This is a genomic window from Pseudoprimorskyibacter insulae, from assembly GCF_900302505.1.
In the GTDB taxonomy this organism is placed as follows: domain Bacteria; phylum Pseudomonadota; class Alphaproteobacteria; order Rhodobacterales; family Rhodobacteraceae; genus Pseudoprimorskyibacter; species Pseudoprimorskyibacter insulae.
Genome location: NZ_OMOJ01000007.1, coordinates 83,652 through 106,196, shown reverse-complemented (window position 1 = coordinate 106,196; position 22,545 = coordinate 83,652). Strand labels below are relative to the sequence as shown.

At 57.2% G+C, this 22,545-nt stretch carries 28 protein-coding genes; 11 read left to right on the top strand and 17 right to left on the bottom strand.

What is annotated here, in order from left to right:
* Position 1 precedes the first annotated feature (1 nt).
* Entirely contained in the window at positions 2-415 is a 414-nt protein-coding gene (locus PRI8871_RS15070) for a hypothetical protein (protein ID WP_108887069.1), read from the top strand.
* Here PRI8871_RS15070 and PRI8871_RS15065 read toward each other — a convergent pair.
* The 9 genes from PRI8871_RS15065 to PRI8871_RS15025 are packed head-to-tail and all read right to left on the bottom strand — an operon-like array spanning position 412 to position 4,927.
* A complete protein-coding gene (locus PRI8871_RS15065) occupies positions 412-909 on the bottom strand; it encodes a flagellar basal body-associated FliL family protein (protein WP_108887068.1) in 498 nt (165 codons plus the stop codon). The genes PRI8871_RS15070 and PRI8871_RS15065 overlap by 4 nt on opposite strands.
* A gap of 7 nt (positions 910-916) precedes the next feature.
* Positions 917-1,642, bottom strand: coding sequence for a flagellar basal body L-ring protein FlgH (gene flgH, locus PRI8871_RS15060; RefSeq protein ID WP_108887067.1), 726 nt, complete (start codon positions 1,640-1,642; stop codon positions 917-919).
* A gap of 3 nt (positions 1,643-1,645) precedes the next feature.
* Positions 1,646-2,059: a flagellar basal body P-ring formation chaperone FlgA gene (gene flgA / locus PRI8871_RS15055; RefSeq protein ID WP_108887066.1), complete on the bottom strand. Its 414-nt coding sequence runs from the start codon at positions 2,057-2,059 to the stop codon at positions 1,646-1,648.
* Positions 2,059-2,844, bottom strand: coding sequence for a flagellar basal-body rod protein FlgG (flgG, locus tag PRI8871_RS15050; RefSeq protein WP_108887065.1), 786 nt, complete (start codon positions 2,842-2,844; stop codon positions 2,059-2,061). The genes flgA and flgG overlap by 1 nt, the downstream gene beginning before the upstream one ends.
* 9 nt (positions 2,845-2,853) lie before the next feature.
* Positions 2,854-3,567, bottom strand: coding sequence for a flagellar hook-basal body complex protein (locus tag PRI8871_RS15045; RefSeq protein WP_108887064.1), 714 nt, complete (start codon positions 3,565-3,567; stop codon positions 2,854-2,856).
* Positions 3,568-3,570: 3 nt separating this feature from the next.
* Positions 3,571-3,840, bottom strand: a complete 270-nt coding sequence (locus PRI8871_RS15040) for a flagellar biosynthetic protein FliQ (protein ID WP_108887063.1) — start codon at positions 3,838-3,840, stop codon at positions 3,571-3,573.
* A gap of 6 nt (positions 3,841-3,846) precedes the next feature.
* Positions 3,847-4,128, bottom strand: a complete 282-nt coding sequence (gene fliE, locus PRI8871_RS15035) for a flagellar hook-basal body complex protein FliE (RefSeq protein WP_108887062.1) — start codon at positions 4,126-4,128, stop codon at positions 3,847-3,849.
* A 20-nt stretch (positions 4,129-4,148) separates the two neighbouring features.
* Entirely contained in the window at positions 4,149-4,529 is a 381-nt protein-coding gene (gene flgC, locus PRI8871_RS15030) for a flagellar basal body rod protein FlgC (RefSeq protein ID WP_108887061.1), read from the bottom strand.
* Positions 4,530-4,540: 11 nt separating this feature from the next.
* Positions 4,541-4,927: a flagellar biosynthesis protein FlgB gene (locus PRI8871_RS15025; protein WP_245897880.1), complete on the bottom strand. Its 387-nt coding sequence runs from the start codon at positions 4,925-4,927 to the stop codon at positions 4,541-4,543.
* A gap of 85 nt (positions 4,928-5,012) precedes the next feature.
* Between PRI8871_RS15025 and PRI8871_RS15020 the strand changes: the two genes are divergently transcribed.
* Complete coding sequence (locus PRI8871_RS15020; protein WP_108887059.1) at positions 5,013-6,374, top strand: FliI/YscN family ATPase; 1,362 nt, start codon at positions 5,013-5,015, stop codon at positions 6,372-6,374.
* A 3-nt stretch (positions 6,375-6,377) separates the two neighbouring features.
* Here the strand turns inward: PRI8871_RS15020 and PRI8871_RS15015 are convergent, their stop codons facing one another.
* From PRI8871_RS15015 to PRI8871_RS14990, 6 genes are all read right to left on the bottom strand, one after another.
* Positions 6,378-7,169: a DUF1217 domain-containing protein gene (locus PRI8871_RS15015; protein WP_108887058.1), complete on the bottom strand. Its 792-nt coding sequence runs from the start codon at positions 7,167-7,169 to the stop codon at positions 6,378-6,380.
* Positions 7,166-7,567: a flagellar biosynthesis repressor FlbT gene (gene flbT / locus PRI8871_RS15010; RefSeq protein ID WP_108887057.1), complete on the bottom strand. Its 402-nt coding sequence runs from the start codon at positions 7,565-7,567 to the stop codon at positions 7,166-7,168. The genes PRI8871_RS15015 and flbT overlap by 4 nt, the downstream gene beginning before the upstream one ends.
* Positions 7,564-7,926: a flagellar biosynthesis regulator FlaF gene (gene flaF, locus PRI8871_RS15005; protein ID WP_108887056.1), complete on the bottom strand. Its 363-nt coding sequence runs from the start codon at positions 7,924-7,926 to the stop codon at positions 7,564-7,566. The genes flbT and flaF overlap by 4 nt, the downstream gene beginning before the upstream one ends.
* Positions 7,927-8,011: 85 nt before the next feature.
* Complete coding sequence (locus PRI8871_RS15000) at positions 8,012-9,223, bottom strand: flagellin N-terminal helical domain-containing protein (RefSeq protein ID WP_108887055.1); 1,212 nt, start codon at positions 9,221-9,223, stop codon at positions 8,012-8,014.
* A 176-nt stretch (positions 9,224-9,399) separates the two neighbouring features.
* Complete coding sequence (locus PRI8871_RS14995) at positions 9,400-9,744, bottom strand: hypothetical protein (protein WP_146188694.1); 345 nt, start codon at positions 9,742-9,744, stop codon at positions 9,400-9,402.
* The gene (locus PRI8871_RS14990) at positions 9,728-9,991 is read right to left on the bottom strand and encodes a flagellar biosynthesis protein FlgJ (protein ID WP_108887053.1); all 264 of its coding nucleotides are present in this window, start codon (positions 9,989-9,991) and stop codon (positions 9,728-9,730) included. The genes PRI8871_RS14995 and PRI8871_RS14990 overlap by 17 nt, the downstream gene beginning before the upstream one ends.
* Before the next feature lie 95 nt (positions 9,992-10,086).
* On the opposite strand from PRI8871_RS14990, the gene PRI8871_RS14985 reads away from it, so the two are divergent.
* The 3 genes from PRI8871_RS14985 to PRI8871_RS14975 all read left to right on the top strand — a co-directional run bounded on the left by PRI8871_RS14985 (position 10,087) and on the right by PRI8871_RS14975 (position 13,560).
* Positions 10,087-12,528 (top strand): flagellar hook-length control protein FliK, encoded by a 2,442-nt coding sequence (locus PRI8871_RS14985; protein ID WP_108887052.1) that lies wholly within the window; start codon positions 10,087-10,089, stop codon positions 12,526-12,528.
* Entirely contained in the window at positions 12,525-13,178 is a 654-nt protein-coding gene (locus PRI8871_RS14980) for a flagellar hook capping FlgD N-terminal domain-containing protein (protein WP_108887051.1), read from the top strand. The genes PRI8871_RS14985 and PRI8871_RS14980 overlap by 4 nt, the downstream gene beginning before the upstream one ends.
* Before the next feature lie 202 nt (positions 13,179-13,380).
* Positions 13,381-13,560: a hypothetical protein gene (locus PRI8871_RS14975; RefSeq protein ID WP_108887050.1), complete on the top strand. Its 180-nt coding sequence runs from the start codon at positions 13,381-13,383 to the stop codon at positions 13,558-13,560.
* A gap of 54 nt (positions 13,561-13,614) precedes the next feature.
* Here PRI8871_RS14975 and ubiB read toward each other — a convergent pair whose 3' ends face one another.
* Together ubiB and ubiE are read right to left on the bottom strand one after the other, a co-directional pair.
* Entirely contained in the window at positions 13,615-15,138 is a 1,524-nt protein-coding gene (gene ubiB / locus PRI8871_RS14970) for a 2-polyprenylphenol 6-hydroxylase (protein ID WP_108887049.1), read from the bottom strand.
* On the bottom strand, positions 15,138-15,884 hold the full coding sequence (gene ubiE, locus PRI8871_RS14965; RefSeq protein WP_108887048.1) for a bifunctional demethylmenaquinone methyltransferase/2-methoxy-6-polyprenyl-1,4-benzoquinol methylase UbiE: 747 nt from the start codon (positions 15,882-15,884) through the stop codon (positions 15,138-15,140). Before ubiE ends, ubiB begins: the two co-directional genes overlap by 1 nt.
* 146 nt (positions 15,885-16,030) lie before the next feature.
* Between ubiE and mutM the strand changes: the two genes are divergently transcribed.
* The 6 genes from mutM (at position 16,031) to recF (ending at position 22,496) form a co-directional block, all read left to right on the top strand.
* Entirely contained in the window at positions 16,031-16,882 is an 852-nt protein-coding gene (gene mutM / locus PRI8871_RS14960; protein WP_108887047.1) for a bifunctional DNA-formamidopyrimidine glycosylase/DNA-(apurinic or apyrimidinic site) lyase, read from the top strand.
* A 65-nt stretch (positions 16,883-16,947) separates the two neighbouring features.
* Complete coding sequence (locus tag PRI8871_RS14955; protein WP_108887046.1) at positions 16,948-17,724, top strand: enoyl-CoA hydratase; 777 nt, start codon at positions 16,948-16,950, stop codon at positions 17,722-17,724.
* A gap of 167 nt (positions 17,725-17,891) precedes the next feature.
* On the top strand, positions 17,892-18,155 hold the full coding sequence (rpsT, locus tag PRI8871_RS14950; protein WP_108887100.1) for a 30S ribosomal protein S20: 264 nt from the start codon (positions 17,892-17,894) through the stop codon (positions 18,153-18,155).
* 520 nt (positions 18,156-18,675) lie between these two features.
* A complete protein-coding gene (dnaA, locus tag PRI8871_RS14945) occupies positions 18,676-20,040 on the top strand; it encodes a chromosomal replication initiator protein DnaA (RefSeq protein WP_219929030.1) in 1,365 nt (454 codons plus the stop codon).
* A 199-nt stretch (positions 20,041-20,239) separates the two neighbouring features.
* Entirely contained in the window at positions 20,240-21,358 is a 1,119-nt protein-coding gene (gene dnaN, locus PRI8871_RS14940) for a DNA polymerase III subunit beta (protein WP_108887044.1), read from the top strand.
* A 22-nt stretch (positions 21,359-21,380) separates the two neighbouring features.
* Positions 21,381-22,496: a DNA replication/repair protein RecF gene (gene recF / locus PRI8871_RS14935; RefSeq protein ID WP_108887043.1), complete on the top strand. Its 1,116-nt coding sequence runs from the start codon at positions 21,381-21,383 to the stop codon at positions 22,494-22,496.
* Positions 22,497-22,545 lie beyond the last annotated feature (49 nt).

Below are 22,545 nucleotides of genomic sequence, written 5' to 3'. Positions count from 1 at the left end.
TATGGACAAATTGAGAGAGCTTGCAGCTTTGCACGACATGCTGTTCGACCAAGAACAGGCCCGCCTTGCCGGCATTCAGAACGACCGATCGGCGCTTGAGGCTGAGGCCGCCAGGTTGGCCCAACATGCCCGCGACGTATTGGTCGGCGGCCCGACGCCTTTGGAGACCGGCGGGCTTGATGTTGGCGCGGCGTGGGCGACCCATCTTTTGGCCCGGCGTCAATCTGTTCAGTCGGCGCTTGCCAACGCCCGCGCCGAGGAGTTGCAGCAAAAGGAATTGACCGCCCGGTCCTTGGCCCGGCGCGACGCGACCCGGTCGCTGGCTGACCAATTGGCTGAGGCGCAAAAAACAACGGCCCGGCGAAAAGCCGAGGCCGCACAGGAAGATCTGATCGCGCTCTACCGGCTGCGCTAGACGTCTTGCCGGGCAATTTCCGTGATCAAAACATCCATGACGTGACTGCCAAGGATTTGCCGCGCGACGGTGCGCAATTCATCGCGCAATGGTTCCAGGTTGCGGGTGCTGGCAAAACGGCCATTGAACCGGCCAACGGTCGCCTGATCGAACATGACTTGCAGGAACACGTCGCGCAATTTGGGTTCGCGTTCGTAGACCAGCTCGGTGTGGCCCTTCTCCATCTCGAGGGCGATGGCCATGACCATCAACGCGCCAACCTTTTCTTCGGTGATGACTGGAACAATGAACTGGCTGCTCATCTTCACGAACTCACGGTTGGCCAGATCTTCGGCTTGAATCGTCGGTTCGGGCATTTCGGCATGGGCGTCCGCCGCCGGGGCCACACATTCGACGGCCGCTTCTGGTTCGTGCGACGGGGCCAAGTATAGGTTCGCGCCAACGCCGCCCGCCACGCCGACGCCGCCCATCAGGATTGGGATCAAAAATTTCATGATGTCCTCAGAATGGCAGGAGCGTATCCATGACCTGCTGGCCATAACGCGGTTGTTGAACGTCGGTGATCTGCCCGCGGCCCCCATAGGAAATGCGCGCCGCTGCGATCTTGTCGTAAGTGATTTCGTTCTTGCGCGAGATGTCAGCCGGTCGCACGAACCCCGTAACCAGCAATTCCCGCAGTTCGAAATTCACCCGAACCTCTTGCGCACCTTCAATCGCCAAGACCCCGTTGGGCAGTTCATCCACCACGGTGGCGGCTACTTTCAGCATCAGCTTTTCATTGCGCCGCACCGATCCGTCGCCATTCGACCCGGACGCCGACGAGGTCGAAACAGCGTTGGCCATGGATGCACCTTCGGAGATACCCTTATCAATGCGCTGGGGAATGCCGAAAAACTCGGGGATTTGCATGCTGCCGTTGGAGGACCGGCTGCGGGCGGTGCTGTTCGAAATCTCGGCGCTTTCGTCAATTTCGATGACGACCGTTAGGATATCACCCTTCTCAGCGGCACGCCGATCCCCCAAAAGCGAGGCTTGATCGCGGCTCCAGAGCGATGCGCGGGTCACGCCAGTTTGCGGTTTTGGCACCGCCGGCATGCCTGCGAACACCATGGCGTGATGTTCATTTGACGCGCGGCTGGGCGTGAAGGAGGGCGGCTTTCCAAGATGGTCGAATTTGTTGCAGGCCGCGAGGGCCACAACGCAAGCGAGGGCAAAAGCAAGTCTCATGTGTTACTCCACAATCAATAGTCCGGGCGCGGCGACCAGCGCCGTCAACGTCGTGCGAGAGGCTTGGTTCATCACCCGCACCCGTTCGCCCAAGCCTCCCCGGCCAAGTGCACGCGCCTCTGTCGTGATTTCCAGCCCGCCGGTGCGGTATCGCAGCTCAACCAACTGGTTCCGCTCCACCATTGCCGGGGCGCCAATATCACCGCGCCGCAGCGGACGGCCCGCATAGATCACCACACGGGCCTCTTGGCCCAGCACCTCGTCAGGGTGTTGATAGGTTCCGGCGACAGTTTGGCGAACAACCCCAATGTCGGCCGCCATGATGATGTCGGACGGCCGCAAAGTCCGGGCCGCAACAACGGTATCAGCCATGGCCGGTGCGGCCCAGATTACGGCGATGATGGTCAAGAAACGCATCACCGCACCTGAGTCGTCGCGGCCATCATTTGATCGGCGGCGGAAATGACCTTGGCGTTCAGCTCGTAGCCGCGCTGCGCTTCGATCAGTTCGGTGATTTCGCGCACCGCGTCGACCGAGCTATCCTCAAGATACCCCTGCCGCAGCGTGCCAAGCCCGTCTTGGCCCGGACTGGAAATCACCGGCGGGCCTGAGGCCTCGGTCTCAACGAACAGGTTAGAGCCTAGCGCCTCCAGACCTTTGGCATTTGGGAAGCCGGCAAGGTTCAATTGCCCGATCAACTGACCTTCGACGGCCTGTTGAAAATAGGCATAAATTTCACCCTCGGCATTGATCGAAATCGACCGAGCATCGGATGGGATCGTCACCTCAGGCGCAACGGGAAACCCATCAGAGGTCACGATCAACCCTTCGCCGTTGCGCTTCAGCGCGCCGTCGCGGGTATAGGCCGCTTGGCCCGATGGCAGGGTCACCTCCAGATAACCCGCACCTTCGATCGCGATATCCAGATCGCCGCCGGTTTGGCTCAGCGCGCCTTGGGCCAAATTGACCGTCACGGCAGCCGGGCGCACGCCAAGGCCAAGCTGAATGCCGGTGGGCAGAACCGTGCCATCGGCCGCATTGATCGCCCCGGCGCGGGCCATCTGCTGATAATGCAGATCCGAAAATTCGGCGCGGCGCGTGTTGTAGCCGGTGGTGCTCATGTTCGACAGGTTGTTCGAGATGACTTCGACGCGCATTTGCTGGGCGCTCATCCCGGTTGCAGCAATCTTTAGGGCTCTCATTCAGTGCTCCTATTTTGTGAGGGATTTCAGGGCAGTGCGGACGCGTTCATGTTCAGATTCAAGGAAGCTCTGGCCAAGCTCATAGCCGCGCTGAACCTCGATCATCCGGGCCATTTGCCCAAGGACATCGACGTTGGACTGCTCGAGATAGCCTTGCAGGACACGCGGCTCAACGACTGGATCCCAGCCATCGTCCGCGCGAAAAAACACACCGTCTTCGCGCTCAGTCCGCATCTGCTCAGTCGGCTGTACAATGGCGATTTGCCCGATGGCGCGCCCCTGCGTGCTGATTGTGCCATCCGACGCGATTTGCACATCAGTGGATGCCGGCGGCACGAACAGCGGCGCTGCACCGGCATCAAGCACGCGATACCCGTCCATCGTGACCAAATCGCCCTGCGCATTTGGCGAAAATGCCCCGGCCCGCGTCAAGCGCGGCCCATTCGGTGTCTCCACCAGGAAAAACCCTTCGCCTTCAATGGCCAAATCAAACGACCCGCCCGTTTCCGACAGCGCCCCCTGTTGCGACGACGTCAGTTGAACACGCGCCGCAGCCATCGACAGGCTTTCCCCATCGCCCAGATCACGCACATATTCCGAAAACATCAGGCCCTCTTGCCGATATCCGGTGGTCGCAGAGTTCGCGATATTGTTGGCGATCACGCGCAGTTCATTGCGCAGGCCGGTTTGACGGGCCAGCGTCGTATAGCTTGGATTTTCCATCGATCATCCTCCGGAGATCAGGGGCAGCAATTGATCCTGAAACAAGGTCACCAAAACCTGAGTCATAAAGCTCATGGAGAGCCAGAACGTGATGACAATTCCGATCAGCTTCGGCACGAAGGTCAGGGTCATTTCCTGGATTGAGGTCAGCGCCTGAAACAGGCCGATCACCAACCCCGTCACCAGCGCCACGGCCAGGGTTGGCACGGACACCATCACCGCCGCCCAGAGCGCTTGGCGCAACGTGTCGAAGAAGACTGCCTCGCTCAGCATGCTGTGTTAGACGGGCATGCGCAGGATTTCGTTATACGCCTCAACCACTTTATTGCGGACGGTCACAACGGTTTCCACCGCCAGTTCGGACTGCGCCAATGCCTGCACAAGCGCATGCGGATCGGCATCTTGCACCATCGCGCTTTGCGACAAGGCTTCTGCCGATTGCAGCGTCTGCTCAAAACTGCGGGCCACTTCCGCGGCAGGGCTTTGCACAATCGGTTCAGCCTGCGTGGCGGGTTTGGTCGCCGAGTATTTCTGCGCGGCAAATAGGGAACGGACGTCCATTCTGGTCTCCTGTTCTGGGGTTAACGGCGTAGTAGATCCATCAAGCCATCGGACATGGCGCGGATCTGTTCGAAGACTTTAAGGTTTGCTTCGTAGCTGCGCTGCGCCTCGCGGGCGTCGGCGATTTCAACGATCATATCGACATTCGACCCTTCGTAATGCCCTGTGGCATCGGCCATCGGATGGCCGGGATCGAACACTTTTTCCAACTCTGACGGGTCCAGCTGCGTGCGACCCAATTGGACAATGCCTGCGGCGTCGCCCGCCTCAAACTTGGTCATCTTGCGCCGATATCCCGGCGTGTCCGTGTTGGCGATATTCTGCGAAACATTGTTCAACCGGCCCGCCTGAACGCGCAAACCGCTGGCGGACACCGACATTGCATCTGAAAAAACGCTCATAAAACAGATCCTTAATTTCGACCGAGGCTGGCCCGCAGAATGTTTAGATTGCTACGATAGATGGTCATGGCGCGGCTATGCGCCCGCGCGGATTCGGCGGATTTGACCATCTCGGTTTCAAGCGAAACGCCGTTTCCGTTTGCAGACATGCCATCCTCAACCACCACGCCTTCGCCGAAACGGGCGGGCAAGGGGCGGGCGATGTGCCCCTGTCTGGACGCCGAGGGACGAAAGGTCAGGTCGCGTTTTGGATTGGTCAACGCAAAGGCCGACAAATCTTTGGCCTGATACGCGGGCGTATCGGCATTGGCGATGTTTCGCGCGATCAGTTCCTGCCGCGCGGCGGAATGTTGGGCCAGTTTAATGGCCGTCTGAAAAACCTTCAGATTTTGGAACATCGGGGCTTCTCCCTCGATTGGCTTCAATCAAGGCTTAACCCTGATTCCTTTAGAAACAGTTGTCAGAAGCCTAAAGGAGCGTTCGATGCACGATTCTACGATACCGGGGGTCACGATGGCCCTGTCTGCCCTGCGCCCGCTGCAAACCATTGGCCGCGTGGTCGCGGTCGATGGGGCGCTGGTCTGGGTCACTGGCATCAGCGATGAGGCCGCCATTGGCGACCGCGCCCGACTGACAAATCGCGACCGCAGTCAACAAATGGGCGATGTTCTGCGTATACGCGACGGGTTGGTGGCCGTTTTGCCAGACGAAGGCACGACCGGAGTGGCCCTGAATGATCGGGTTTGCGTTGTTGGGCCGGTGACGCTTGCCCCGACCGACACTTGGATCGGACGGGTGATTGACCCATATGGCCAGCCGCTTGACGACATGCCATGCGTTTCCGGCGCAGTGCCACGCAAATTGGCCGCACCACCGCCGAGCGCGGCCGCAAGGCGCGGTTTGGGGCCTACAATCCACACCGGCCTTTTTGCTTTTGACTGCTTGCTGCCGATCGCCAAGGGGCAACGCATTGGCCTGTTTGCAGGGTCGGGTGTTGGCAAATCCCACCTTTTGGCCCGTTTGGCCCAGGGCATGGAGGCAGATGTGGTCGTCCTGTCCTTGGTCGGAGAACGTGGGCGAGAGCTGCGCGACTTTGTTGCAAATGTCCTTGGACCGGAAGGCATGGCGCGCACGGTCGTCGTGGCCGCAACTTCGGACCGTTCCGCGGTTGAGCGTCGCCGCTGCCCGATGTCCGCCATGACGATTGCCGAACATTTTCGCGACCAAGGCAAACATGTGCTGTATCTCGCCGACTCATTGACGCGATTTGCAGAGGCCCATCGCGAAGCCGCCACAGCCGCAGGTGAAATCCCGGCATTGCGCGGGTTTCCTGCATCGACCGCCAACCATATTATGGCCTTGTGTGAGCGGGCCGGACCGGGGGTAGAAGGGGCTGGGGATATCACGGCTGTTTTCAGTGTCCTTGTCGCAGGTTCAGATATGGAAGAACCGATTGCCGATATCGTGCGCGGTGTCTTGGACGGGCATATTGTCCTGAACCGCGCCATTGCGGAGCGTGGGCGTTATCCGGCGATCGACCTGTCACAATCCGTCTCTCGCTGTCTGCCTGCGGCCCTGTCGGATGACGAAAACGCCCTGATTTTGCGGGCCCGGCGTTTGATTGGGGCCTACGAACGATCGGAAACCCTAATCCGTTCAGGTCTTTATCGGAGTGGATCAGACCACGAACTGGACCAAGCCATTGCATTTTGGCCGGATATTGATGCCGCGATCGGCAGCGACGCGCCTGGCACCCAGAGAGATACGTTTGCGAAATTGCAATTGCTCTTGAAGCGGGCAGATCGCGGCATCGCGCCGAAGCCAAGAATCGCTGAGGCATCCTAAGGATTAGATTCCCCGCAGCAATTGTAGTGCAATGCTTTGCACCCCTGACTGCCCTGAATCGGAGATCTGACGCTGCACGATATAAGCCTCAGACAGTTTTGGCAGCATGTCTTCCTTGGCAAGCTCGGAGAGCTGGTCTGTTCCGAAACGCGTCTCTGCTTTGGATTTAAAAATTTCCAACTGCTTATCCAAATCCAGCTGCGAAAAGCTGGACGGTAAGCCCAGAACCGTTTCGAAGGCTGTCCGTAGCGATTTGGTGCCCATTACGCGAAACCATGCCGCATTGTTGCTATTGGCCGAGCTTGTCAGCTCCGGCAGTTGACGCTCTAGCCCCATGGCCACCCTGAAATCGGCGTTTTGGTCGCCAACCGCTCGCTCGAATGACAATTCCTGATACTTGAGCACAATGCCCTCAAGATGCGCAGCGCCCGCATCGGTACCAGCGAGCGTTGATGACAACACCATCGCTCCGGCCAGATCTTTGTACCGGGCATCTTGCAGCCGATTTGCCAAAGCCTGCGGATTGGCAATACCATCGCCGATCAGCTTTTTGACGAAAAACCGGCTCCCAATATCCTCCAGCATATCGAAAGCCCCGAGGACGACCTTCTTCAGCCGGTAGTCATCCGTCACATCCGAAGCCGCCGACAATGCCGGCATCTTCTCTCTAAGGTAGGCTGCATCCGTCTGCATTTCAGGTGAGGATGACATCGCGGCCATCTGGCGGGGCAAGGAGGACTTCAACCCATACCAACCAGCCAACCCGCCACCGCTTACAAATGGCTGAAAGGTCATGTCGCGGCGGCCATCAATCTGTCTTCGCGTGGGATCAACGCGCGAAGTGCCTTCAGACACATATAGTAGTTTGAAGACAACGCGGCATTTGAAGCCTTGGCCAAAAGCGACCGACTGTCAGGGTCGGTGAAAACTTGACTCAGATGTTCGATGTTTTTCAGGGTGTTAATCTGAGCCTTATCCCCATCTGCGTCACCGGAAAGAACGAGTTGCACCGAATAGCACAGGCGTCGCACCGGCGTTTTTGCGTCGCTTGGATGGATCGCGTCCCGCAGGCGCAAAATATTTGCGTTGGGGGTTTGGATCGACAGTCGGGTTCGCTTGTCGCCATTCTCGATCACTGCGCCATTCACAAGGACCCGTTCTTTGGGACCAAGTTTCAAAACAAGGCCACTCATTCCCGAATCTCCTGCATTTTCAAGCCTTTCAATACAGCGATGTTCACGTCTAAAAGGGGGGCAATATCTGCTTGCCCTCTCAAAACCTTTGCGGAATGCGCCTGTGTGAACTCTGCCAGGTAGATCACTTGCGCCTTCAATGCTGCAGGCAACATATTTTCTTGGGATGCGGCGTCGGCGGCCAATGCTGTCCAAAGGCGTCTGTTGTCGTGAACCGCCTTGGCAAAAAGCGGGAAGTTCTTTGATTTTTGCGCATTTGTTGCTTTTAGTTGATGGGTGATACGAGCGATTACCTCGTATTCTATCGACCGGTCGGATTTTAACGGAGTCGCCGCGCGCGCGTACCCATCTTGGGCCATTTTGAGAGCTATCACGGAAGTTCTTTCGTTCGTCTAATGGAATTTAGGGGTTGGAAAGGGCCTTTCAGGCCCTTTCCAAGTCGCTTTAACGGAACAGCGACAACAGGGATTGCGGGGCCTGGTTCGCAATCGACAGCGCTTGAACGCCAAGCTGCTGCTGAACCTGCAATGCCTGCAAACGTGCGGATGCCTCTTCCATATCGGCATCAACCATTGCGCCAATGCCCGACTTCAGCGAGTCGGTAAGCGATGAAATAAAGTTGGCCTGAGTTTCAATGCGCCCTTCCACAGAACCGAAACTAGAGGCTGCATCGATGCTGCGGTCAATCAAGCTTTCAATCGTGCCCAACGCCGCGGCAGCACCAGTCGCCGTCGACACGTCAATACCGGCCATCGCACCTAGACCGCCCGACCCTGCATTTGTGAACTGCGCACTAACACTTAGGTCAACCGTGCCAGCGTTGGTAAAATCAAGCGTGCCCGGCGTGCTGCTGTCATAGTCGACGGTCAGTCCGCTGATCCCAAGCCGGTCAATCTGGTTCTTGAGCGCGACCGCGACAATATCCGATGTCGTGGTTGCGGCGGCATCATCGGCCGTCACAGTATAGCTGACTGTTTGGTCGCCCACTGTAACGCTAATCGAATCGCCAGTCGAAAACGCGGGACCGTTTTCGGCGATTTCGATTTGTTCATTGCCGCCACCATTGTCCAACGCAAAAGCAACGGTATCGCCGTCGCCGGATGCGCCTGTAGAACTGCCTGACAGCATGTCCTTGGCGGAATAGCCGCCAGTCGACATATCCCAAGCCGTCACGGAAATCGAAGAGGATGTCACAGTGCCGGTCGAATCGCGGTTGAGCGACGAGAGGATGCTAGCACCCGACCCCGATCCATCGACAAGATTCAAACCATTAAACTGCGCCGCAGCGATGACCGAGTCGATTTGACCCTTTAGCGCCGTCACATCGTCATTGATCTTGGTCCGGTCAACATTGTCCTCCTGCGCGGCGACAATTTTGCCCTTCATTTGGGTCAACAGATCGGTGACCGTCTCAGATGCTTGCCGCGCCACCGCAACTGTGGACTGACCAAGCGACAGAGAGTCCGAGATCGCTTTGAAGCCCTGTACATCCGATTCCATTACTTTGGAAATGGCCCAGACAGCAGAATTGTCCACCGCCGTTGCCACCGATTTACCCGTCGAAATCTCATTTTGAGTTTGCGCCAGGCTGCCGTTGATGTTTTTCAACGTCTGCAGCGCGACCATTGCGCCATTATTGGTCAGAATACTGGACATAGTTTTTCCTTGCCGTTGGTAGACGCTTTTGCGTCAATTGCATTCAGCGCATTTGCGCCTCTCGGTCATTCTGACAATTGCTAGCGTTATTCGCCGCGCCATCCATTGGATGCAGGAAAAAGGTACAGACCCGGGGCCTAAGAAAAAGATAATGCGTTTCGAGGTGATAAGTTGAATCAGATCGTCTTTTGAAGAAAATTTTCCGTATTACTTTCGATACTTTCGGGCAAGCCGCATGCACCGTAAACCGTCAAAGTCTTGTTGCGGCTTGGCATCTGGGCCAGAACGTCCCGCAACCCACTTAGCGCTGCAGTCATCAACGATCCGTTTCGTTTCAGCGATGCCACAATCGAATTCACGGCGGCGGCATCAGGCACACCTGTCCGTTCAAAATCCTCAAACGCCTTTTCTTTCAAAAGCATAAGGGCGTTCACGCCCTTTAAATCGCCGCGTTTTATCAAATCCGCTTCTTCATCCAATAAGGACGTCAATACTGTATAAGGCTCACTTGTCGGCGACATTTTCAGACCCTCTCAATATGGACAACACAAGAACTTCCGCCAATCCAATGCCTCCAGCCTCGGACAGGTATTGCGCCTGCTTTTCCCGCAAAAGTGAACTAAATTGGCTATCTGATCCTGGTCCAGCCTTGTGCAAACCCGCCGCTTTTAACCATTCAGAAAGAAATTGCCCTTCCAGTTTCACTGCGGCGTTATGAATGGCGCGATCCGAATTCACCACCTGGCCGACGTTTGACGTGATTTTCATCCCTAATCCTCTTTCGGTTTTTATCCACCTAAACGGATTTTGGTAAAGAAGTGTAAAGCAACTTCGCCCATCAAAGATTGAGAAAGCGAGGGCGCATGCAGATCACAGATTCGATTCGTGTCACAGCAACGACTGACCATCCGATGTCGCAAGGGACGCAGTCGACCAACACCGAATTTTCCGACCTCGTTGCGGCGTTGCAGCCCCCCGAACTGCCGGCGGAAACTGCTATTGAGCTTGAGAGCGACCCTAAGCCCGAAGTCGCTCAGGACGCTGTCACAAAGTCGCTCGGTGATACAAGTATGCCGCCATTGCCGCCCCCTGCGCATAGCATTGTGGCGTCAAATCCGCGCGCGGCCCCCACAACGAATGATAGGTCAGTCGCACCTGTAGCAGTAGAATCGCCCGAGAAATCGCCACACCCTGACAAAGTGACAGAAAAAGGTCGCCATCTGAGGACGGCAGCCGAGGACTTGGCAAGCCTTGCGTTCTGGTCTCGCCCAACCCAGCCACCAGAACCAAAACAAAACGCAGAAAATGGCCGGCCACAGTCGACCCACCCTAGCGATACCCGCAGTTCAAAAGTCGCGACGCCCATTAACCTAGAAGATGCCAAAGATCCGCATCAGCCGGTTCAGTTGGGCGCTTTACAGCATGCGCTTCCGCAAGACCCCAAAAGCGAAGCTAGAGTGGCGCGTGCCGAGCCTGAACCATCAAAAAACACTCGGATAAATTCAGAGCTATTGGCACAAGACACGAGAAAGCCACTTCAACAAGCGTCAGAGCTGGCCAGCCCAAATGTGCCAAATCCATCAACGGCTGATGTTGGCGCCCTACCGACGTATTCGCCGGAACCAACGACAATGCCAGAACAGGCGCAATTGCCGCAGTCAGAACCGCAAGGCATTCCGCGAGATGCCAAAGCAATAACCACCGATCAAGAGATTCCAGTGATCGAAAAGCGCCCAACGACCAAAGTGGCCGTCGAAAATGTGGTTTTCTCGCCTGCGCAACCGCCGAGAACGGCGCAAATTCCAATAGTTAGATCAGAGCCAAACCATTCGACGGCACCGAACACCGGGCCTTCATTGCTGCCTGAGACCTCTCAGAACCCGAACGTTCACAAAGGGACCAAGCCGAAAAATGATCCTAGCTCAACTAGCGTTCTCGCTATGGGCCGCGCTGTACCGGAAACAACTCAGCACCCGCAGCACGCTCGAATCGATTTCACCATAAAGCGTGAAGAAACGATACGGCTCCGGCCCCAAACGCAGCGAACAGAGGTCGATGAATCATCCACGCTCATCAATCAAAATCGGATAAATTCAAGTTCAGCAGATGGTTACCCAGCTCCAATGCCGCCTGCAACGGCTTTGCCTGCACCACATGAACCTTCCACCGCAGCAAGGGGCGCGCTTCGCGCTGAACCATTGGAAAACGCGATTACTGCAACGCAACGCATCATACCGAGTGAACGGGACCAAATTTTCGCTCAATTGAAAGAAAATCCCGCCCTGCCGATAGCCACCGTTGAAGTCTCCCAATCAATGGACTCAATCATTGAAGCGGCCGACTCGCATCCGCCCAGCCGTGCCGCGGATAGGATCCATGTTGAAAAGGCAGCATCCCCAGTTCATCGAGTCGAAGGAAGATCCGACAACACAACCGTTGCGCCGATGCGCCTGCAAAACACGGCTGCCCCGCAACCGATTTTGTTCAATGCGTCAACCTTGCCACGACAGACCAAAGATGACGAACAGCCATTCCGGCTGGATCTACCTGACCATGGCAAACATGCGGAGTCGCAACCTGTGCACCAAACGCCGAATGCTAAACCCATTCAGAGTGGATTTGGGGCGCATGTCGAAACTACGCAGCCAACGCCTAGCCAACCTAAGAACCGTTCCAAAACTGAACCCGCTTCAGATCTGATGTTAATCGGTGATCAACCGAAAACAGATCTCAGAAATAGGGCCGCATCAACGTCGCCCAGTACCCCCACGCCCGCCGTCAATTTCCATATCTCTCACCTAAATTCTACAAAGTCAGTGCCCGAGAAGCTGAAAGTGGAGTCCGTTGACGCCTCATTGGTAACGATGCCAACTCGCATTGAAACCCATTCGCCTAAGATGGAAGCCGCTCCACAACAGCACAGCATTTCCAATGTAATCCAGCAAATATCCCCCAAACTTCCGGGACCAAGCGACGGGTTGGTTGAGGTGCAGCTCTCGCCTGAGGAACTGGGCCGGGTCAAATTGCAAGTTGGTCACCACGAAAACGCCATTACATTGACCATTCATGCGGATCGGCCGGAAACCGTGGATCTGTTCCGACGCAACATCGTTCAGCTTGAACGCGATCTGAGCGCACTTGGTTTCAACGATGTCGCCTTCAGTTTCTCGGGCGGGCAAGGCGAAAATTCGCAATCTGCAAAGGCAAGACCTCCGCAAGACGCCTCTCTGGAACCCCTTCCAACAGACGTGACCGATGCGCCGCCCTCTCACGTTTCTTTAGACGGAGTTAACATACTGCTATGATCGATGCCGTATCGTCCGCAACCGCCGCCCCCCATGCATCCCAAAAGGAGGCCACGTTAAGTTCAGACTTTGACACATTCCTAAAAATGCTGACGGCACAAATGCAGAATCAGGACCCATTAAACCCAGTCGACGCAGAGGATTTTGCCGTTCAACTGGCCACTTTCTCATCGGTTGAACAACAGGTTCTGACAAATGACTTGCTCAGAGAAATGTCTTCGAAATTGGTCGGAGCAGACTTAATGCAGTATAGTGGCTGGATCGATCGTGACGTGCTGACAGAAAGCGCTGTGCACTTCGAATCGGTCCCGGTTGACTTGGTTGTGCCCGGCGATCCTTTGGCAAGCTCCGCACAGCTGGAAGTGCGGACTTCAAATGGGCAACTGGTATCGACCCAATCACTTACGACCGACGGTATGACCCTTGAATGGGCAGGAACCGACGGGAATGGCACGCGCCTAGCAAACGGAGACTACGAACTTACGGCCGTGTACTCCCGCTCTGACGGATCGACTTCAAATCAGCCTGTGTCGCACTATGCAACGGTCACCGAAGTTCGCAATGAAAACGGCCAAGCGACGCTACGCCTTAGGACAGGTCAAGAAATTGCGCCTGATGCGGTCATTGGTGTTCGGGCCACACATGTATAGTCGCCGCCTTGGACCCTATCCAAAATGACAGTTTTTTGTACTTCCGATGGCCGCTTGCCCATTTTTGTTGCCAAAACGCTGCGCTACCGGCGTATTTCCGCAAGAACTGTCCCGACATTGAAATCAAGTTTGAACTCTGTCGTGCATGTGTCTAGAACCAACACATAGGGCGCGCGCCCCTTCTTTGAGTCTGGAGAGAATTATGAAGAAGCTTTCGATCCTCGCCGCTGTTGCCGTTCTGGCAGCCGCACCGGCAATTGCACAGGACGTGACCACTGTTGACCCGTTCCTGGCAACCCAGGGCTTTGCTGAAGTTCCCGCCATTGCAATCGTTGCTGGCATGATTGGGATCATCGCAATCGCAGCCTCGTCGGGCACCTAAGATTTTCAGCTTCGGCTGAACGGGAACGGCGGCCTTTGGGCCGCCGTTTTCTTTTTAGAACAATGTGATCAGGGCGATCCCTGCACCAAGGGTAAGACCGGCTCCAAAGAACAGCCATCTACCTGATTTCGAAGGCGTTTCTTTTTCCGCATCGGTCGTCTGCCGCATCAATGCCGCTTCGACCATGTCAGGCAAACGGGGGCCAAATCGCCCCAAGACAATCGCGGTTTTCATCAGATCCTGCATCACGGCTCGCGGGCCAATTGAGGTTTTGATATAGTCCTCAACGATTGGGCGCGCGACGTCCCAGATGTTGATATGCGGATCGAGCGATCTGGCAACGCCTTCGACCACGACCATTGTCCGCTGCAATAGAATCAGTTCGGTCCGGGTTTGCATCCCAAACCGCTCGGTCACCTCAAACAGGTAGTTGAGCAGCCGCCCCATAGAGATTCGCGTCGCGTCCATACCAAAGATCGGCTCTCCGACCGCGCGCAGCGCACGGGCAAACTCATCCACATCGCGATCAGCAGGCACATAGCCGGCCTCAAAATGGACCTGAGCGACCCGCTTATAATCACGGCGGATAAACCCAAACAGAATCTCGGCGTAAACCCGGCGCGTGTATTCGTCGATGTGGCCCATGATGCCAAAGTCCAACGCGATGATATCCCCGTTGGCAGCGACCTTGAGGTTGCCTTGGTGCATGTCAGCGTGGAAGAACCCATCACGCAGCGCGTGGCTCAGGAACAGTTGCAAAACCCGATGGCCCAGTACAACACGGTCATGCCCAGCGGCATCCAGCGCGGCATTGTCGCCCAGCGGCACACCTTCGGCCCAGGATTGCGTCATCACCCGACGGCCAGAGAATTTCCATTTTACCGCAGGCAGTTGGAAACCTTCGTCTTTTTCGGTGTTCGCCGCGAACTCAGAGGCAGAGGCAGCCTCCAGCCGCAGATCCAATTCGCCTTGGACCACACCTTCGAAGTGCTTAATCACGTCCATCGGGCGCAGGCGGCGCGATGATGGGGACAAAAGCTCAATCATCCGCGCGGCAAGGTAAAACGCATCGATGTCTTTTTGGAACGCACGTTCAATACCGGGGCGCAAAACTTTGACGGCGACCACCTCGCCCGTTTCTGCCAATTCGGCGCGGTGCACCTGCGCGATCGAAGCGGCCGCAACCGGCTCACTGAAACTGGTGAAAATCGAATCCGCGCTTTCGCCCAGTTCGACCTGCACAGCTTCTTTCGCAGCAGCCACGGAAAACGGCGGCAGTTTGTCCTGAAGCACACGCAGTTGCAGCGCCATATCCGCGCCGACCACATCGGGCCGAGTTGATAAAATCTGACCGAATTTAATATAGGCCGGGCCAAGCGCGCTCAGGGCGCGGGTGATCGGCGGCATCGCCTCATCACCTTTGTAGCCCAGCCATTTGAACGGCCATCCCAGCAGGCGCGCGGCCAAACGCAGAGGGCGGGGCGCATCCATCGCGTCAAGTACATCGCGCATCGCACCAGTGCGTTCAAAGGTTGCGCCTGTCCGAACCAAGCGCCAGATGTTGTGAGGTCCGCGCATCAGATTTTCCAACCCGAATGCAGACAGGCAATGCCAAGCGTCAGATTGCGGTATTTGGCATTTTCAAAACCAGCCTGACGCACCATGCCTAGAAAGGTTTCCTGATCCGGGAACTTTCGAATGGATTCAACAAGGTATTGATAGCTATCGCGATCATTCGCAATTACCTGCCCCATCCACGGAATCAAGTTGAACGAATATCGATCATAGGCCCATTGCAGCGCGGGCGTCGGGATCTGGCTGAATTCCAGCACCATCAACCGCCCGCCGGGGCGCAGCACGCGATAGGCTTCATTCAGGGCCTCTTGCGGGCGCGTGACGTTCCGAATGCCAAAGCTGATCGTATAGACGTCAAAGCTATTGTCCGGGAACGGCAGATTCATCGCATCGCCGACAACCCAATCCAGACTGTCGTGCAAAGCACCCGCTTCAGCCCGTTTGCGCCCTTCAACCAGCATGGGTTCGGTCAAATCGCACACCGTCGCATGGCCATGGCCTGCACGTTTTAAAAAGCGAAAAGAAATATCACCCGTGCCGCCTGCCACATCCAGCAACTTCTGACCCGGACGCGGGGCCAACCAGTCCATCATCGCGTCTTTCCAGATGCGGTGGATGCCCAGCGACATCGCGTCATTCATAACATCGTATTTCGATGCAACTGACCCAAAAACCCCCTGAACCCGTCCCGCCTTTTCAGATTCGCGAACGGTCTGAAAACCGAAATGGGTGGTGCTGTCGTCCGTCATAGTCTTTGTCCCGTAATGAGCTTGCCGTGACCAGTGCCACAGATGGGGCAACGATACAAACTGTCCAAGGGGGCAGGGTGTCTCAGGTTGACTGGAAACAAGGCGGTTTCAGTGCCATATCCCCTAAAACAAAACGGAGAGCCAGCATGCCCGAACTGCCCGAGGTTGAAACCGTCCGCCGAGGTTTGGCCCCGGTGATGGAAGGCGTTGTCATCGCGCAGGCCGATGTGAACCGCCCCGATCTGCGCTGGCCCTTCCCCGAGAATATGGCGGCGCGCCTGACCGGGCGGCGTATTTTGCGGCTTGGGCGGCGGTCCAAATACATTCTGGCGGATCTCGATTCGGGCGAAACGCTTCTGGTGCATTTGGGTATGTCTGGCCGCATGTTGGTGTCGGGCGACCCCTTGGGGCGGTTCGTGCATGACCATCCCGCGCCGGAAAAGCACGATCATGTGGTGCTGCACATGGAATCGGGCGCTCGAATCACGTTCAACGATCCGCGACGGTTTGGCGCAATGGATCTGCTGCCGTCCGATGCGCCGCAACGTCATCCGCTGCTGTCATCGCTTGGCCCAGAGCCGTTCAGCAACACGTTTGACGGCCCTCATCTGGCGGATCGTTTGAAGGGACGAAAGACGCCGATCAAGACCGCGCTACTCGATCAGAAAGTCGTCGCGGGGCTGGGCAATATATATGTGTGTGAAACCCTGTTCCGCGCGGGCATTCGCCCTGACAGGCGCTGCGAAACCCTTAGTCGCAAAGCGATTGAAGCGCTGGTCCCAATCATTCGCGATGTCCTGTCCGAGGCAATTGAGGCGGGCGGTTCATCGCTCAAGGATTTCCGTCAGGCGGACGGAGAGCTGGGCTATTTTCAACATCGGTTCGATGTCTACGGTCGCGAAAACGACCCCTGCCATGCAGATGGCTGCACAAGTGCAATCAAGCGCATCGTTCAATCTGGCCGATCCAGTTTCTACTGCCCGACCTGTCAAAGATAACTTGATCCAGCGCGATTAATCGGTCAGGGATGAAGGCCACAAACAACCGGACGGAGCCGAGTTTCATGGCCTATGAGACGATCATCGTCGAAGTAGAAACCCACGTTGCGACAATCAAGCTGAACCGGCCTGACGCGCTAAACGCCCTCAACTCTGAACTATTGGGAGAGTTGACGCAGGCGCTGCATGAAGCAGACAACAACGACAAAGTTCGCTGCATTATCATCACCGGCTCGGCCAAGGCCTTTGCCGCAGGTGCTGATATCAAGGAAATGTCCGAGAAGTCTTTCGTCGACATGTATATGTCGGACTTCTTCGGCCACGAACACAACGCCTTCATGCGCGTGCGCAAGCCCGTGATCGCGGCTGTTTCGGGCTATGCTTTGGGCGGCGGCTGCGAATTGGCGATGATGTGCGATTTCATCATTGCGGCGGACACCGCCAAATTTGGCCAGCCCGAGATTAACCTTGGCGTTATCGCCGGCATGGGCGGCACGCAACGTCTTGCGCGCTATGTCGGCAAGTCCAAAGCGATGGACATGAACCTGACGGGCCGCTTCATGGATGCCGAAGAGGCCGAGCGTTCGGGCCTGGTCAGCCGCGTTGTTCCGGCCAAAAGCCTGATGGAAGAGGCGCAGGCCGCCGCTGCCAAGATCGCTGAAAAGTCGATGATCACCACGATCGCGGCCAAAGAAGCGGTCAACCGATCCTATGAGACAACGCTGAGCGAAGGGCTGCTGTTCGAACGCCGCCTGTTCCATTCGCTGTTCTGCACCGAGGATCAGAAGGAAGGCATGGCCGCCTTCCAGGAAAAACGCGGCGCCCAGTTCCGCGACAAATAAGCGAAAGCGCCCTGCGGGGCGCTTTTTGCTTTTCATTTGGCTGCCCTTCCCTTAAATGACGCCGATACATGCGCGTGATGCCCGCTTAGGCAAGAATCGGTCCAGCGATCTGAGGCTGGCCTTTGTGGCGTTGCGCTAAACAAAGTTTCGTATTGGGATCGATCATCATGGCAAATACGCCCCAGTCCAAAAAACGCGCACGTCAGAACGAAAAGCGCTTTGCAATCAACAAAGCACGCCGTTCGCGCATCCGTACCTTCCTGCGCAAAGTTGAAGAAGCAATTGCTTCGGGCGACAAAGAAGCAGCGACCGCAGCTCTGCGCGCTGCTCAGCCCGAACTGATGCGCGGCGTCACCAAAGGCGTCTTCCACAAGAACACCGCATCGCGCAAAATCTCGCGCCTGTCGGCCCGCGTCAAAGCGCTGGGATAAGCTGATTATCCTTAGATATCAGTAAGTTTGTCGAAAGGCGGTCCAGTTTGGGCCGCCTTTTTTCTGACTGTGCTATTTTTGAGTGGCCGATAGATTCTTTTCCACGATAGTCCGAGTCAAGTTCGAAGATATGTTGCCCCCGCTTTGTGCGGGGCGGTATCTTGAGGGTGCGAGTCAGTTTACTTGGGGGGACGAGCAGCAAGAACAAAAACCGCGCATTACGCGGACCGTGTCAGTCGTCGTGATAACTGCGAATTTCGTGGCCTGATACTTTTCTTTGCTTCGTCCATGTTGGGAATAGTCGGGCCATTTTGCCCTGTCGTTTTACGCGCCGGTGTGTGTTGCGCGAACGATGGGGTTTTGGCTGTTGTCGATGAAAGTCGATCACCGAATCTCGGTCACGAGTTTCGGACGGGTATCTCTTCTTCTCTTCAGTAGTTGACCGCCGCGGTCTTAGGGACAGGACCGCGCTACAGGCGTCGAATATGGGGAAAGAAGAATGGAAAGGGTCGGCAGCGGCATGACGACGGCAGCATGGCGGGTTTTGCGGAACGAAATCTGCGATACCATTGGGGAAAATAACTACAAAACGTGGATCGAACCGCTGAACTTTGCGCGACAGTCGAATGACGTCGCCGTATTTCACGCCCCCACGGCATTTGTCGGGAACTATGTACGTCAACACTACGGTGATATGATTCTGGCGAAACTGCATGCGCATGTTGCCGGAATTCGACGTTTGGATTTTGAGGTTGCGGCGAATATCGCGGCGCAACCGTCTCAGGCACCTGTGCAACAACCCGCTGCGGCCCCCGCGCCGAAGCCGGCCGCACAGAATGATGGTCTGATCAGCGCGCCCTTGGATCCGCGCTTTACCTTCGACAACTTCGTCGTCGGCAAGCCGAACGAATTGGCCCATGCCGCAGCGCGCCGCGTGGCCGAAGGCAGCGTTGTGACCTTCAACCCGCTGTTCCTCTATGGCGGCGTCGGCTTGGGTAAGACCCACCTGATGCACGCGATTTCGTGGGAACTGCGCAGGAACCGTCCCGACCTGAACGTCCTGTATCTGTCGGCTGAACAGTTCATGTACCGCTTTGTGCAAGCGCTGCGTGACCGCCGCATGATGGACTTCAAGGAACTGTTCCGTTCGGTTGATGTGCTGATGGTCGATGATGTTCAGTTCATCGCGGGCAAGGATTCGACTCAGGATGAGTTCTTCCACACCTTCAACGCGCTGATCGAACAGCAAAAACAGATCGTCATTTCCGCCGACCGCGCGCCGGATGAAATCAAGGATCTGGAAAACCGCATCCGGTCGCGTCTGCAATCGGGCCTTGTGGTCGATCTGCACCCAACCGACTACGAACTGCGCCTTGGCATTCTTCAGTCGAAGGTCGAAGCGCAGCGCGTTCTGTACCCGACGCTGGAACTGGATGACGGCATCGTCGAATTCCTGGCGCATCGTATTTCGACCAACGTCCGCGTTCTGGAAGGTGCGCTGACCCGTCTGTTCGCCTTTGCCTCGCTGGTCGGCAAGCCGATCACGATGGAGCTGACGCAGGATTGCCTTGCCGACGTTCTGCGCGCTTCGCAGCAGAAAATCTCGATCGAGGAAATTCAGCGCCGCGTGGCCGAACATTACAACATCCGCATCAGCGATCTGATCGGGCCCAAGCGTCTGCGTGCCTTTGCCCGCCCGCGTCAGGTGGCGATGTTTCTATGCAAGCAGCTGACCAGCCGGTCGTTGCCGGAAATCGGTCGCCGTTTTGGCGGGCGCGACCACACGACCGTCATGCATGGCGTGAAGCGGATCGAAGAACTGCGCATGCAAGACGCCCAGATCGACGAAGATGTCGAACTGCTGCGCCGGGCGCTTGAGTCCTGATCCAAGGCATCAGAATAAAATCCATGCAAACGGCGGGTCAGCAATGCCCCGCCGTTTCCTTTTGGTGCCACCCTGACGCCGGATTGTACGAGCGCACTTGACGGCCAAGGCCAACCGGCGGAAAACAGTAAAAGACCATTGTACCGCCGTGGATTTCAGGTAGCTTTCCTGTCCCGGGTACGTGAGAGGGAACAGGGACATGAAATTCAGCATTGAACGCGCCGCGCTGCTCAAAGCGGTCTCTCAGGCCCAGTCCGTGGTCGAGAGGCGCAACACGATCCCGATCCTGGCCAATGTCTTGATCGAGGCTGATGGCAGCGACGTGCAGTTCCGCGCCACTGACTTGGATATTGAGGTGGTCGACAAGGCCCCCGCACAGGTCGAACGCGCCGGGGCCACCACGGTCAGCGCCGTGACGTTGCACGAAATCGTTCGCAAACTGCCCGATGGGGCGCTGGTCACTTTGACCGACGACGCCGCAACGGGCCGCCTGACGGTCGAAGCGGGCCGGTCGAACTTTTCGCTGGCGACCCTGCCGCGCGAAGATTTCCCGGTCATGGCCTCGTCCGAATACACCACGAACTTTGGCGCGCCCGCATCGGTGCTGCGCCGCCTGTTCGACAAGTCGAAGTTTGCCATTTCGACCGAGGAAACGCGCTATTACCTGAACGGCGTCTACATGCATCTGGCCGATAGCGAAGATGGCCGCGCCCTGCGCTGCGTTGCGACCGATGGCCACCGTCTGGCCCGCATCGATGCGCCGTTGCCCGACGGGGCCGAAGGCATGCCCGGTGTGATCGTGCCGCGCAAAACCGTTGGCGAATTGCGCAAACTGCTGGACGATGACGACATGCAAATCGCTGTGTCGGTGTCGGAAACCAAGGTGCGCTTTGCCACGCCGAACATCACCCTGACGTCGAAGGTCATCGACGGCACCTTCCCCGATTACAGCCGCGTCATTCCGACGGGCAACACCCGTAAGCTGGAAGTAGACGCCGCTGACTTTGCAAAAGCGGTTGACCGTGTGGCCACCGTCAGTTCAGAACGGTCGCGCGCAGTGAAACTGCAACTGGACGAAGACCGCCTGATCCTGTCGGTCAACGCCCCGGACAGCGGCGCCGCCGAAGAAGAACTGGCCGTCGCTTATGCCGATGAGCGATTGGAAATTGGCTTTAACGCCAAGTACCTGCTGGAAATCGCCAGCCAGGTGGACCGTGAAAACGCGGTGTTCCTGTTCAACTCGTCCGGTGATCCGACCCTGATGCGCGAAGGCACCGACACGTCGGCCATTTACGTCGTCATGCCGATGCGCGTCTGACGCGCCGGGCGGCTGCCCTTTCATGTCTGGTCTGCACCTGTCCCGGTTGGCGCTGTCGCACTTCCGGTCGCACCATCGCACCGAGATATCGGTCGATGCCCGGCCCGTTGCGATCTATGGCCCCAACGGCGCGGGCAAGACCAACCTGCTAGAAGCCGTTTCGCTGTTTTCCCCCGGCCGAGGGATGCGTCAGGCGGCGGCACAAGACATGGTGCGCCGACCTGAGGCTTTGGGCTGGAAGGTGTCCGGCATTCTGCACAGCGATGGCCGGGCGCATGAAGTCGCGCATAAGTCCGAAAACGGCAATCCAAGGCAGGTCAGCATCGACGGCAAAACCGCCGCGCAAACGGCTCTTGGGCGGCTGTCGCGGGTGCTGTGGCTGGTGCCAAGCATGGACCGGCTCTGGATCGAAAGCGCCGAAGGGCGGCGGCGGTTTCTGGACCGCATGACCCTTAGCTTTGAGCCAGCCCATGCCGATCTGTCGCTGGATTACGCAAAGGCCATGCGTGAACGGAACCGCCTGCTGAAAGACCAAGTGCGCGACGCCCGGTGGTATGCGGCGCTAGAGGCGCAGTTGGCCCGCACAGGCGCACAGATCCACCAAAACCGCCTGACCGCGCTAGAGGCGCTAAGGCAAGCCCAAGACGGGGCGGAAACCAGCTTTCCCACTGCCGATCTGGAACTGACCCATAACGACAGCGAATTGCCGGACACCGAGAACGCATTGCGCGAGGCGTTGGCCGCCTCTCGGTCGCGGGACATGATCGCAGGCCGAACGCTGATCGGGCCGCATCGCGCCGATTTGGTCGGCACTTATTCGGCCAAGGGCGTTCCCGCCCGCGATTGTTCGACCGGCGAACAGAAGGCGCTGCTGATCTCGCTCATTCTGGCAAACGCCCGCGCCCTTGCCGCCGACCTGGGCACGCCGCCGATTGTGCTATTGGATGAGGTCGCCGCCCATCTGGACGAAACCCGCCGCGCCGCGCTCTACGATGAAATCTGCGCCCTGGGCGCGCAGGCTTGGATGACCGGAACCGAGTCGGGATTGTTCGAAGCCTTGGGCGATCGGGCGCAAAGATTGATGGTTTCCGATAGCGCCGGAACGTCGAAGGTGGTGACCGTTGGGTTACTTGCTTAAAACCACTAAATATTGTGTCAGACGCGTGACATCGCCGCCAAATCCACCT

What these genes read in the sequence shown, in the direction of transcription:
- PRI8871_RS15015 (WP_108887058.1), bottom strand. Translation starts at nt 7,169, where the DNA reads ATGACCTTTCAGCCATTTGTAAGCGGTGGCGGGTTGGCTGGTTGGTAT.
- flgG (WP_108887065.1), bottom strand. Translation starts at nt 2,844, where the DNA reads ATGAGAGCCCTAAAGATTGCTGCAACCGGGATGAGCGCCCAGCAAATG.
- PRI8871_RS15065 (WP_108887068.1), bottom strand. Translation starts at nt 909, where the DNA reads ATGAAATTTTTGATCCCAATCCTGATGGGCGGCGTCGGCGTGGCGGGC.
- PRI8871_RS15025 (WP_245897880.1), bottom strand. Translation starts at nt 4,927, where the DNA reads ATGTTCCAAAATCTGAAGGTTTTTCAGACGGCCATTAAACTGGCCCAA.
- PRI8871_RS14985 (WP_108887052.1), top strand. Translation starts at nt 10,087, where the DNA reads ATGCAGATCACAGATTCGATTCGTGTCACAGCAACGACTGACCATCCG.
- ubiE (WP_108887048.1), bottom strand. Translation starts at nt 15,884, where the DNA reads ATGACGGACGACAGCACCACCCATTTCGGTTTTCAGACCGTTCGCGAA.
- PRI8871_RS14955 (WP_108887046.1), top strand. Translation starts at nt 16,948, where the DNA reads ATGGCCTATGAGACGATCATCGTCGAAGTAGAAACCCACGTTGCGACA.
- PRI8871_RS14990 (WP_108887053.1), bottom strand. Translation starts at nt 9,991, where the DNA reads ATGAAAATCACGTCAAACGTCGGCCAGGTGGTGAATTCGGATCGCGCC.
- PRI8871_RS15040 (WP_108887063.1), bottom strand. Translation starts at nt 3,840, where the DNA reads ATGCTGAGCGAGGCAGTCTTCTTCGACACGTTGCGCCAAGCGCTCTGG.
- recF (WP_108887043.1), top strand. Translation starts at nt 21,381, where the DNA reads ATGTCTGGTCTGCACCTGTCCCGGTTGGCGCTGTCGCACTTCCGGTCG.
- mutM (WP_108887047.1), top strand. Translation starts at nt 16,031, where the DNA reads ATGCCCGAACTGCCCGAGGTTGAAACCGTCCGCCGAGGTTTGGCCCCG.
- flgA (WP_108887066.1), bottom strand. Translation starts at nt 2,059, where the DNA reads ATGCGTTTCTTGACCATCATCGCCGTAATCTGGGCCGCACCGGCCATG.
- PRI8871_RS15000 (WP_108887055.1), bottom strand. Translation starts at nt 9,223, where the DNA reads ATGTCCAGTATTCTGACCAATAATGGCGCAATGGTCGCGCTGCAGACG.
- flbT (WP_108887057.1), bottom strand. Translation starts at nt 7,567, where the DNA reads ATGAGTGGCCTTGTTTTGAAACTTGGTCCCAAAGAACGGGTCCTTGTG.
- PRI8871_RS15045 (WP_108887064.1), bottom strand. Translation starts at nt 3,567, where the DNA reads ATGGAAAATCCAAGCTATACGACGCTGGCCCGTCAAACCGGCCTGCGC.
- PRI8871_RS15020 (WP_108887059.1), top strand. Translation starts at nt 5,013, where the DNA reads ATGCACGATTCTACGATACCGGGGGTCACGATGGCCCTGTCTGCCCTG.
- PRI8871_RS14995 (WP_146188694.1), bottom strand. Translation starts at nt 9,744, where the DNA reads ATGTCGCCGACAAGTGAGCCTTATACAGTATTGACGTCCTTATTGGAT.
- dnaA (WP_219929030.1), top strand. Translation starts at nt 18,676, where the DNA reads ATGACGACGGCAGCATGGCGGGTTTTGCGGAACGAAATCTGCGATACC.
- flgH (WP_108887067.1), bottom strand. Translation starts at nt 1,642, where the DNA reads ATGAGACTTGCTTTTGCCCTCGCTTGCGTTGTGGCCCTCGCGGCCTGC.
- dnaN (WP_108887044.1), top strand. Translation starts at nt 20,240, where the DNA reads ATGAAATTCAGCATTGAACGCGCCGCGCTGCTCAAAGCGGTCTCTCAG.
- PRI8871_RS15070 (WP_108887069.1), top strand. Translation starts at nt 2, where the DNA reads ATGGACAAATTGAGAGAGCTTGCAGCTTTGCACGACATGCTGTTCGAC.
- PRI8871_RS14980 (WP_108887051.1), top strand. Translation starts at nt 12,525, where the DNA reads ATGATCGATGCCGTATCGTCCGCAACCGCCGCCCCCCATGCATCCCAA.
- flaF (WP_108887056.1), bottom strand. Translation starts at nt 7,926, where the DNA reads ATGGCCCAAGATGGGTACGCGCGCGCGGCGACTCCGTTAAAATCCGAC.
- rpsT (WP_108887100.1), top strand. Translation starts at nt 17,892, where the DNA reads ATGGCAAATACGCCCCAGTCCAAAAAACGCGCACGTCAGAACGAAAAG.
- fliE (WP_108887062.1), bottom strand. Translation starts at nt 4,128, where the DNA reads ATGGACGTCCGTTCCCTATTTGCCGCGCAGAAATACTCGGCGACCAAA.
- ubiB (WP_108887049.1), bottom strand. Translation starts at nt 15,138, where the DNA reads ATGCGCGGACCTCACAACATCTGGCGCTTGGTTCGGACAGGCGCAACC.
- flgC (WP_108887061.1), bottom strand. Translation starts at nt 4,529, where the DNA reads ATGAGCGTTTTTTCAGATGCAATGTCGGTGTCCGCCAGCGGTTTGCGC.
- PRI8871_RS14975 (WP_108887050.1), top strand. Translation starts at nt 13,381, where the DNA reads ATGAAGAAGCTTTCGATCCTCGCCGCTGTTGCCGTTCTGGCAGCCGCA.